General features: G+C 66.7%; 6 protein-coding genes. 2 read left to right on the top strand and 4 right to left on the bottom strand.

Features of this window, described 5'->3' with window-relative positions; all coding sequences use genetic code 11:
• Window positions 1-363: 363 nt before the first annotated feature.
• Together QRN13_RS05430 and QRN13_RS05425 are read right to left on the bottom strand one after the other, a co-directional pair.
• Window positions 364-831 carry a MaoC family dehydratase gene (locus tag QRN13_RS05430; protein ID WP_284877131.1) on the bottom strand — a complete coding sequence of 156 codons (468 nt, stop codon included), beginning with the start codon at window positions 829-831 and terminating at the stop codon, window positions 364-366.
• A 62-nt stretch (window positions 832-893) separates the two neighbouring features.
• Window positions 894-1,874: a threonine ammonia-lyase gene (locus QRN13_RS05425; RefSeq protein ID WP_284877130.1), complete on the bottom strand. Its 981-nt coding sequence runs from the start codon at window positions 1,872-1,874 to the stop codon at window positions 894-896.
• A 38-nt stretch (window positions 1,875-1,912) separates the two neighbouring features.
• On the opposite strand from QRN13_RS05425, the gene glpK reads away from it, so the two are divergent.
• Window positions 1,913-3,442, top strand: a complete 1,530-nt coding sequence (glpK, locus tag QRN13_RS05420) for a glycerol kinase GlpK (protein WP_284877129.1) — start codon at window positions 1,913-1,915, stop codon at window positions 3,440-3,442.
• A 37-nt stretch (window positions 3,443-3,479) separates the two neighbouring features.
• Window positions 3,480-4,556 (top strand): phosphotransferase, encoded by a 1,077-nt coding sequence (locus QRN13_RS05415; protein ID WP_284877128.1) that lies wholly within the window; start codon window positions 3,480-3,482, stop codon window positions 4,554-4,556.
• Here the strand turns inward: QRN13_RS05415 and QRN13_RS05410 are convergent.
• Window positions 4,553-5,308 (bottom strand): DUF1223 domain-containing protein, encoded by a 756-nt coding sequence (locus tag QRN13_RS05410; protein ID WP_284877127.1) that lies wholly within the window; start codon window positions 5,306-5,308, stop codon window positions 4,553-4,555. The two genes, QRN13_RS05415 and QRN13_RS05410, sit on opposite strands and share 4 nt — an antisense overlap.
• 68 nt (window positions 5,309-5,376) lie before the next feature.
• A complete protein-coding gene (locus tag QRN13_RS05405; RefSeq protein ID WP_284877126.1) occupies window positions 5,377-7,590 on the bottom strand; it encodes a prolyl oligopeptidase family serine peptidase in 2,214 nt (737 codons plus the stop codon).
• Window positions 7,591-7,688: the final 98 nt, after the last annotated feature.

Raw genomic sequence — 7,688 nt, 5'->3', positions numbered from 1 at the left:
TATCGTCGATCATGTGGTAGCCGGCGTCGATGGCGCCGTACCAACCATTGGGTTCTGCCGACGCAGCACCAGCCGACAGGGCCAGGGCGGCCGCTGCGCTGGAGGCCAGCACGAAAGTCTTCATACGCATAGGGGGGTATCCCTCCGCCTCTGTTATAGTAGGGGGCGGGTCTACCGCCTACGCGGGTCTTACCAGCCTTGCTGTATAAGGTCGAGGCGGAAACGTGACGGCATCGATCAGCAAAGGCGATACCGTGGCCTTGATGATACAGATGAATTTGGCGTCCAGGCACAGAATAGTTAATCTCTAGCCGTTGATGCGTCACAATCTCCCGCAGCGAGACACTCTAACCTATGCGAGTGTCACGGCTCGATCTTTGGATCGACCATCTGCATCCCGAGCCACTCTCCTATCAGCGCCGGCTTGTCGGCCCCGTCGATCTCGACCGTCAGTTCGTGCTTCAGCAACCAGCGTCCGTCGCCCTTGTCGTCGGCCGATAAAAGCTTGAAGCGACCGCGAATGCGTGATCCCGCCGGCACCGGCGCCAGGAACCGCAGCTTGTCGAAACCGTAGTTCACGCCCATCACGACGCCATCCAGCGGCGCCACGGCGTCATAGCTCATGGCTGAAGCGAGGCTCAGGGTCAGAAAGCCGTGCGCGATTGTCCCGCCGAATGGCGTGGCCCTGGCCGCTTTCGGATCGACATGGATGAACTGGTGATCTTCGGTGCAATCGGCGAAGGAGTCGATACGGGCCTGAGTGACGTCGAACCATTTCGACACCCCAACCTCCTGACCGATCAATGCTTGAAGTTCACTAACCTGGGTCATTGTGCGTTTCCTCAGTTCATTTGATGTGAGGTTGGCCGACCCTTGTCACGAAGAAAAGATCCTCAGCTGCTAAAGCGCTCCTCGATGATTTCGGCATACAGTGTCGGATCGACGTTGCCGCCCGAAAGGACGATGGCCGTCGTCCGTCCTTTCGTCTCGATCTTTCCGGCAAGCAGGGCCGCGAGCGACACCGCGCCGCCTGCTTCGAGGACGATCTTGAGATGGCGGAACGCGAACCGCATCGCTTCCGCGACCTCGGCGTCCGAGACGGTGATCGCCCCCGCCAGCCGTCGATTGATCGGCCAGGTCAGCACACCCGGCATCGGCGACATCAGGGCATCGCAGATCGAGGGCGCGCCCTGTGGATGACCGACCCGCTCCCCGGCCGCCAGCGATCGCGCGGTGTCGTCGAAGGCTTCCGGCTCGACCACGAACACCTTCGTCGCCGGACTGCGCTCGACCATCACCAGGTTGATCCCGGCCATCAGCCCGCCGCCGGACGCCCCGCACAGCAACTGGTCGAAGGGGGCATCCGCCTGATCCAGCATTTCCAGCGCCGTCGTCCCCTGGCCCTCGATAATGAAGGGATCATCAAACGGCGGAACTAGGATCGAGCCGCGCTCGGCGGCGATGGCCGCGCCGATCGCCTCGCGGCTTTCAGTCCAGCGGTCGTAGAAGCGCACCTCGCCACCGAAGCCGATCACGCCCTCGACCTTCACCCTGGGCGAATCCGACGGCATGACGATGATTGCCGGCGTCCCGACCATGGCGGCGGCAGCGGCGACGCCCTGCGCATGGTTCCCGGACGAGAAGGCGACCACGCCGCGCGCCGTCTCCTCGTCGGTCAGTCGGCTGATGCGGTTGTAGGCGCCACGAAATTTGAAGGCTCCGGCGCGCTGCAGGCTTTCCGCCTTCATAAGAACCCGCCCGCCGACCGCCGCGTTCAGAGCCGGGCTTTCGAGCAGGGGCGTGCGGACGGCGACTCCCTCAATCTGGCGGGCGGCGTCGAGGACGCCTTCATAGCTGGGCAGGTGCGTCGTCATATGCTCCCCTTAGCCCAAGACGCAGCCGGGAGAGAACCATGAGCCTGATCCTCGCCATCGACCAAGGCACGACCTCGACCCGCGCCATCGCCTTCGAGGTCGCGCCTCAAGCAGCGCGAAGCGCGGTAGGCGAAGAAAAAGGGGATCTTAGGCCCGTCGCGGTCAGCCAGATCGAGCTGGCCCAGCATTTCCCGAAGTCCGGCTGGGTCGAACATGACGCCGGTGAAATCTGGACCGCGACGCTCCAGACCTGTCGAGAGGTGGTGCGCAAGGCCGGCGGCGTCACCCGCTTTAACGCCATCGGCATCACCAATCAGCGGGAAACGGCCGTAATCTGGGATGCAGCGACCGGCGAGCCGCTGCATCGCGCCATCGTCTGGCAGGATCGCCGCACCGCCGACGTCACCGCCCGCCTGACCGCCCAAGGCAACGAGCCGAGAGTCCAGACCGCCACCGGCCTGATCCTCGATCCCTATTTCTCGGCAACCAAGTTCGCTTGGCTCCTGGACGCTGTGCCCGGATCGCGCGAGCGGGCGGCGAAGGGCGAGGTCAAGCTGGGCACGATCGACGCCTGGTTGATCTGGAAGCTCACTGGCGGCCGGGTCCACGCCACCGATGCGACCAATGCATCACGCACGTCTCTGATGGATCTGAGGACGATCAAATGGCGTGACGACCTGTGCGATGTGTTCGATGTGCCGCGAGAGGCCCTACCCGACATCGTCCCTTGCGCAGGTGTGATCGGCGAGAGCGATCCTGCGCTGTTCGGCCAGCCTCTGCCCATTGCCGGATCGGCCGGAGACCAGCAGGCGGCCCTGGTGGGGCACGGGGCGCTGAAGGCCGGGGACGCCAAGATCACCTATGGCACCGGCGCTTTTCTGGTCGCCAATGTGGGCGCGGAGCCGGTGGCTTCGACACGGCGTCTGTTGGGCACGCTCGGCTATCAGGCCGATGGCCAGTCCGCCTATGCGCTGGAGGGGTCGATCTTCTCGGCCGGCTCGGCGATCCAGTGGCTGAGGGACGGGGTCGGGCTGATCTCGGAGTCGCGTCAGTCGGAGGCGATGGCGCAGACCCTCAAGGACAACGGCGGGGTCTATATGGTCCCGGGCTTCACGGGTCTGGGCGCACCATGGTGGGAACCAGAAGCGAGGGGGACCATCGTGGGGCTGACACGGGATTCCGGTCCGGCCCACTTCGTACGCGCCGCGCTGGAGGCCCTGGCCTATCAGACGCGCGACCTACTCGACGCCCTGGCCGCCGACGGCGCGCCGCCTCTGAAGACGCTGAAGGTGGACGGCGGCGTCACCGCCAACAGTTTCGCCATGCAGTTCGTCGCCGACATCTGCGAGGTCGAGGTGGAGCGTCCGGCCTTCCAGGAGATGACGGCCCTGGGCGCCGCGCGCCTGGCGGCCCTGGGCGTCGGCCTTTTGCCGGACTTGGAGGCGCGCCCGGCCGAGGCGCACGCCTGCTGGAAACCGCGCATGAAGGCGGACGAGCGCGAGCGTCTGCTTTCTGGCTGGCGTCGCGCGGTGAAGGCCGCCATCATCGCCGCGCCGGACCGGGCGTGAGATCCGGACGGCTCAAGGAAACGACGAGGACCGCCGCATGACCGACGCCGCCCCGCTGGACGCCCAAAGCGCCTTCTCCGGCACGCGCGAGGTCGATCCGCGCTATCGCCTAGACGAGGCGGCGCTGGACGCCTGGATGCGCGCCCACGTCTCGGGATACGCCGGCCCGCTGACGGTGCGACAGTTCAAGGGCGGCCAGTCGAACCCGACCTATGAACTGGTGACGCCCACTGCCGCCTATGTGCTGCGTCGCAAACCGCCCGGCGTCCTGCTGCCCAGCGCACACGCCGTCGACCGCGAGTTTCAGGTCATCTCGGCTCTGGCCGCGCAAGGCTTCCCCGTCGCCAAGCCTCATGCCCTATGCCTGGACGAAACCGTCATCGGCTCGATCTTCTATGTGATGGACAAGGTCGAGGGTCGGATCTTCTGGGATTTGAAACTGCCCGGCCTGACGCCCGTGGAGCGGCGCGCCGTATATGAAGCCCAGACGGACACGCTGGCCCGGCTGCACGCCTTCGATCCGGCCGCCATCGGCCTGGGGGACTACGGCAAGGCCGGAAACTATTTCGCGCGTCAAGTTGGCCGCTGGACCAAGCAGTATCATGCGTCGGAGACCGAGCCGGTTCCGGCAATGGACCGGCTGATCGCCTTCCTGCCCGACAGCCTCCCGGCTGAAGGCCCCAGCCGCATCGTCCACGGCGACTTTCGTCTCGACAACATGATCTTGGCGCCGGATCGAGCAGAGGTTCGCGCCGTGCTGGATTGGGAGCTATCGACCCTGGGCGATCCGATGGCCGACTTCTCCTATCTGCTGATCGCCTGGGCTATTCCGGCTTCGCTGCGCAACGGCCTCGCCGGGGCTGATCTGGAGGCCCTGGGCATCCCGTCCGTGGAGGAGACCGTCGAACGCTACGCCGCCGCGACAGGCATGCGGCCCGCCAACCTCGACTGGCTCTACGCGTACAACCTGTTCCGCCTGGCCGCGATCTGCCAGGGCATCGCCGGCCGCGTCCGCGACGGAACCGCCGCCAGCGCCCACGCCAGAACGATGGCGGCCCAGGTCGGCCCGCTCAGCGACGCGGCGTGGGGCTTTGCGAAGAAGGCCGGGGCCTAGTCTCTGACGGCGGCGCCCAAGATGCGTTTGTCGGTCTTGCCTTGCACCAGCACCGCCACGGCCTCGCCGGGGCGGGCGGACGGCAGGGCGTAGAGCATCGGGCGGCCGCGCCATTCGCCCAGGCGCGTCACACCGCGCACGACGTTCATGTGCCGCACGGCCTGGCCGCGGTTCTCGCCCTGGCGGACCTCGACCACCTGAGGGCCGGGCGTATAGGTCACCGCCACCACGTCGGCGCCGCCGACCGGCGCGCGGCCGGAACCGACGCCGACGCCGGCTCCGTTCTCGCGGAACTCGATCTCCGGCGGCCAGGCCTGACGCACCGCCTCCTGACCGATGGCGGTTTCGAGCTCGACGCTGCGGGCGCCCGACACCTGACGTCGGCCGTCGATCACGACCTGCGGCGTCGAGACGCCGCGCTGGCGCAGGGCGGCGCGATAGGCGCGCTGGCGCTGAACGAACTCCGGCCGGGCGAAGGTGTCGGTCCAGCCCAGATAATCCCAGTAATTGACGCCGTAAGTCAAAGCGATGACACCCGGCTGGGCCGCCGCCTTCTCCACCGCCGCATTGGCCTCGATACAGCCGCCGCAGCCCTGGGCGGTGAACAGTTCGACGACCACCGGCGGGCCGTTGGTCGTCGCATGGCGCGGCGCAAGCGGCGTACGCCCCGCCGCCGGCTGGGCCGCCGAGGTGACGGACATGAGGGCGCCCGCCATGACCGCGCCCGCGATGATCCAACCCTTGGTGTTCATTCCGTCGTTCTTAGCTCTTGGGCTGAAAGGGAGCGCCTCATATTCGCGTGAGGCTCTCTCCGCTTCATTCAATCCATCAGCTGTTGTGACAGATAGACATAGTGGCGGGCCCAGCGACGGGCGTTGGCGACCGGGTCGGCGTCGTTGGAGTGGCCGCCCGCCGTGTCCTCATAATAAAGGTGGTCATACCCCATATCGCCCAGGCGCGCGGCGAACTTGCGCGCATGGCCGGGGTGGACCCGGTCGTCGCGCGTGTTGGTGGTCAGATAGACGCGCGGATAGGGCTGGCCCGGACGGAGCTGCTGATAGGCGGAGTATTTCGCGATCCACGCAGCTTCTTCCGGGATGCGCGGGTCGCCGTATTCGCCGATCCACGACGCGCCGGCCGGCAGTTCGTGATAGCGTAGCATGTCCACCAACGGGCTCTCGATCACAGCCGCGTTGAACAGTTCAGGGTGCTGGGTGATCGACACCGAGGTCAGGACCCCGCCGTTCGAGCGACCATAGATGCCCAGCCGACGCGGGCTGGTGATCCCGCGTTGTTCCAGATCGCGCGCCACGGCGGCGAAGTCGTCAAAGGCCTTCTGACGATCGCCGTCCAAGGCCGCCTGGTGCCAGTCGGGGCCGAACTCGCCGCCGCCGCGGATGTTGGCCTGCACGAAGACGCCGCCCCGCTCCAGCCACAGCTTGCCCATCTCGGGCTTGTAGGCCGGATTCAGACTGACCTGGAAACCGCCGTAACCCAGCATGATCGTGGGGTTCGAGCCGTCCAGCTTCATATCGCGCGGACGGGTGACGAAATAGGGGATCTTGGTCCCGTCGGTCGAGGTCGCTTCGAACTGTTCGGTCACGTCGCGCGACGCGTCGAACTTGGCGGGCGCCGACTTCAGTGGGGTCAGGGTCGCGGCGCCCGCATCGGCCAGGCTGAGGGTCGGAGGGGCCAGGAAGCCCTGGGTCGAGACGAACACTTCGCCGCGTGCTTTGGACGAGTCGCCCAGCCCGACGGCGAGGTTGTCGGGGACCGTGATGTCCTGACGGCTCCAGCCGCGCTCGCCGTTCGAACGGAAGACGCCAGCACGTCCACGCACATTGTCCGTGTAGGAAACGACCACGCGATCCGACAGAACGCGAACATCGCCTACAGCCTGACGCGCGTCAGGCGAGAAGATCAGCGGCGCGGCGTTGCTGACAACCGTCTCGCCGTCGGCCCGCGCCTGCAGCACCTCCAACGGCATCGACAGCAGGTCGCCGCCCTTGAACGCCGTCCCGCCGGTCAGGCTCCAGTTCTCTTCCGGCGCGAAGATCAGGGCGTCGTTCAGGACGCCATAGACCGAGACGCGGGCGGGCAGCCTAAGCTGGGTCGTCTTGCCGTCGTCCGCCAACTGCCATGTCTCGGACCGGAAGGTGTCCAGCGGGCGGGTGATGATGACGGCGGTCACCTTGCCGTCCTTGTCGCGATAGACGGCGGGGCTGACGCCGTAGCCGCCGTCGCCCTGTTCGCCGCGATAGACCTCGGTCGCCTGGGCCAGGGTCTGGCCGCGCTTCAGCGTCTTGACGATGAAGGGATAGCCGGACTCGGTCATGGTTCCGGCGCCGAAGTCGGTGGCGACCAGCAGGGTCTCGCGGTCCAGCCATTCGATGCGGTGCTTGCCCTCGGGCAGACTGAACCCCGCATCGACAAACCGTTTGGTGGTCAGGTCGAACTCGCGCACGACCACCGCATCCTTTCCGCCGTCGGACAGATTGATCAGGCAGCGGGTGTCGTCCGGCGCCAGGCAATCGGCGCCCTTGAACACCCAGTCCTTGCCCTCGGCCTTGGACAGGGCGTCGATGTCCAGCAGCGTCTCCCACTGCGGCGTTGCGGTCCGGTAGCTGTCCAGCGTCGTGCGCCGCCAGACGCCCTTGGGATTTGTCGCGTCCTGCCAGAAGTTGCCGATCCCGTCGCCCAGGAAGGATGGGCTAGGGATGCGGTCGGTGGCCGTCAGGATCGCCTGGGCCTCGGCGCGGAAGGTCTCGTAGCGCGGATCGCCGGTCAGGACGGCGAGCGACTTGCGGTTCTCTTCGGCGACAAAGGCCATCGCCTCGGCCCCGTCCACCTGCTCCAGCGCCAGATGATCGTCCGCCGCCGCGACGCCCGCCGGGGTCAGGTCGCGGGGGAAGTGGGGCGGCGGGCTGTCGTTGGTCGAGACCATGATTGCGTCGCCGCCGGTCGCGACCGGTGCCGTTGCGCAAGCGCCCATGAGAAGAGCCGGGATGGCGGCGGACAGGATCAGGTGACGCATGGCTTCAAAACTTTCCGCTCATCCCCGCGAAAGCGGGGACCCAGACCTTTGGGCGTTCGGCGTCGCCCGTTCGTACTGAATCTGATCCCAGTCGCCGA

Source organism: Brevundimonas sp. MEB006b (assembly GCF_030209705.1).
Classification (GTDB): domain Bacteria; phylum Pseudomonadota; class Alphaproteobacteria; order Caulobacterales; family Caulobacteraceae; genus Brevundimonas.
Note: the sequence above shows the minus strand (reverse complement) of the source record. Positions and strands in the feature narration are given on the sequence as shown.